Annotated in this window: 2 protein-coding genes; both read right to left on the reverse strand. The window is 57.2% G+C overall.

The annotated features are described in order from the left end of the window. The coding region (locus ACJROR_RS09335) for an ABC transporter ATP-binding protein (RefSeq protein WP_406546864.1) at positions 1-974 on the reverse strand (974 nt) is incomplete at its 3' end. Then, positions 967-2,706, reverse strand: a complete 1,740-nt coding sequence (locus tag ACJROR_RS09340) for an ABC transporter ATP-binding protein (RefSeq protein WP_406546865.1) — start codon at positions 2,704-2,706, stop codon at positions 967-969. The genes ACJROR_RS09335 and ACJROR_RS09340, both read right to left, overlap by 8 nt. Positions 2,707-2,946 lie beyond the last annotated feature (240 nt).

Here is a 2,946-nt window from a genome sequence, read left to right on the forward strand (position 1 = left end):
CGGGCATAAACAGCAAAGGCGGCAATGGTGCCTACGGTAATAACCCCGCGAATGGCAAGCACGGCCCCGATGACAGTTACCAGAATGAAGCTGAGATTCCCGATGGTATTCATAAGAGGCCCCATGGCATTAGCCAGGGTTTCCGCCAGCACAGCAGCCTTGGTAAGCTTGTCGGAGGAGTCATCAAAGGATTTCTGGTTGGCCTTTTGCATGGAGCAGGCCACGCACGCCTGATAGTTGGTCAGGGATTCCTCCACAATGCCGTTAACCTCCCCCAGAAGCTCCTGCCGGAGAAGAAGCTGCTTTCTCATAAAGCGGGTCAGTAACCTCGTGATCACCATGGTCAGCATAATGGCCCCGAGAGCTATGAGGGTCATGGTAACGCTGTACCAGAACATGACCGCCAGAGTGCCCAGAAGGAGCAGGCTTCCGGAAAACAGCGCCGTAAGTGACATGCTCACGGTATCCGATACCATGTCCGCATCGGATGTCATGCGGGAGAGGATATCACCCCGGGAGCGTTTGTTGAGTTCTGCCGCGGGAAGTCCGGTTACCGCCTCGTGAAGATCCCGCCGGAGTCTTTTAATGAGCCTTGCGGAGAGTCCGGCTCCGGCCGCGCCCTGAATAAGGCTCCCTGCTGCCGCAAAGGCATATACCGTTAACAAAGCGATGAGAATTCCGGGGATCCCTTCCTGGTCTCCCCGGGCAAGCGCATCCACGGCTTCGGCGATAAAGGCCGGGGCCGCTGCTGTCAGCACAGCGGAAAGGGAGGCGGAAACAATCAGAGCGGCTACGGTTTTAAGATCCGGCCGGAAATAGCGGAGGAGCCTCCGGAGAGCGGATCTCGGAGCGCGGGCGTTTTCCGGTATCTCCTGAAAACCCGGGCCCCGGCCCATAAAGCCTTTGAAGCCACGGAGGGATGCCGGGGACTGGGAACTCTTCAGGTCTTCCGGATCATGGCGGTTATCAGTCATAGGCATCCTCCAGTCCGGCGTTCTGCGTGCTGTAAAGCTCCCGGTAGGCTGCGGAGCTCCGGAGAAGCTCCTCGTGAGTGCCCAGTCCGGCCAAAGCTCCCTTTTCCAGCACCAGGATGCGGTCGGCATTCCTGAGAGCGGAGATCCTTTGGGAGATCAGGATCAGAGTCATCCCGGGATATTCCCGTTTCAGATTGGCCAGCACCAGAGCTTCGGTGCCGTAATCAAGAGCGCTCAGAGCATCATCCAGTATCAGAATTTCCGGCTTTCTCAGAAGAGCCCGGGCCAGCGCTATCCTTTGCCTCTGACCGCCGGAGAGTCCGCTCCCTCCGGATCCCGGCACGGTGTCATAGCCCTGGGGCTTTTCCATAATGAAGTCATGCGCCGCAGCATTCCGGGCGGCTTTCTGAATCTCCTCTTCGCGGTACTCCGAAGCTCCGGCGGTGATGTTGTCCCGGAGGGATTTCCTGAAGATCTGAGCTTTCTGAAAAGCTATCCCCGTGATCTTACGGAGACTCGCAAACTGCCACTCCCGGGCCGGGATTCCGGCAATTTCCACCGTTCCTTCCCGGGGATCGTAAAACCGGGGGATCAGGGAGGCCAGAGCGGTCTTCCCCGAGCCCGTGGAACCGGTAATGCCCAGAGTTTCCCCGGCTTTGACCGTGAAGGAGATATGGGAAAGCGCATCCTCCGGCTGTCCGGGATAACAGAAGCTGACATCATGGAACGTCACTTCTCCGGGAGCTTTGCCGGTGGTAACTGAGCCCTCCTGAAGTGCGATCTCCTGAGTCAGAGCCTCCCGGACTCTTTTCCAGGAGGTCAGGCCTCTGGTCACATTCTGAAAAATCATCACCAGCATCATGAGGCCATTCAGAATCAGAGAAAGGTAGGTAACTCCCGCCATTATCGCGCCCGGTTCTCCCGGGGTTCCGCCGGCAAGCTTAAGGTATCCGATATAAAGGAGTCCCGCTATGGCCATGTTGAGAATGATGTTCATGACGGGATGCATGAAGGACAGGAGAATCAAGGTCTTAAAGCGCACCCGGGCGAGACTGCTGTTAACCCGGTTAAAGCGTTCCCGTTCATGCTCCTCCCGGGCATAGGAACGCAGGGTGTCCAGGCCCAGAAGCCCTTCCCGGGCGGTCTGGTTCACCAGGTCGGTTTTTTCCTGCATCTCCTCGAAGAGCGGCCGGGAGCGGCGCAGGATAAAGGCGGTTTCCGCAATAATGAGGGGGAGCGCGATGAGAAGCACCATGCTGTAATCCGGGGACAGGAGCAGCAGAGCCAGAGATCCCGCGGTGAGAAACATGAGAGCTCGCACTGCGCCCCGGATAAGCTGCGCGGTCATATTCTGAATGCCGGTAATGTCTGCGGTGGTTCTGGTGATGAGGGATCCCGCGGAAAAGTGTTCATAATCTCCGAAGGCAAAACCGGAGATCCGGGCATAGAGGGCCTTTCTGATGAGATTGGCGGATCTGATGCTGAAGAGATTGGCAAAAACCGCGCTGAGAAGCCCGCACAGGAGTCCGGCCGCCATGACCCCCGTCATGGTCACCGCAGCGGAGATCACGAGATCCGTATTCGGAGGCAGATGCTCCGGGCCGCCCAGAATGGCATTGTCCACCATGCCGGCCATAAGACCGGGCAAGGTGAGATCAGCGGACACCTCCAGCACCATGAAGATCATGGCCAGAAGGGAGCAGTGCCAGTATTTCAGGAAAAAAGCAGTCATGATTCTCCGTATTAAGCGAGGCGCCGATTTCAGCTCACCTCCTGAAGTTCGCCGGGACAACAGATGGCTGGTATCTGCCGGGCAGCAGGAGACAGCAGTTACTCCCGGCGGCTATTAGCGGTTTTGCGGGATATTTTACTATCAGGGCTCACAAATTCCTTTATTCTTTGCAAAAATTTCGTCTGCGTCTGAAACCGTAACCATTCCCGCGCTGTCTAACAGGTAACGTTTTCTCCGGAA

It is taken from the genome of Succinimonas sp. (assembly GCF_045225735.1).
Classification (GTDB): Bacteria; Pseudomonadota; Gammaproteobacteria; order Enterobacterales; family Succinivibrionaceae; genus Succinimonas.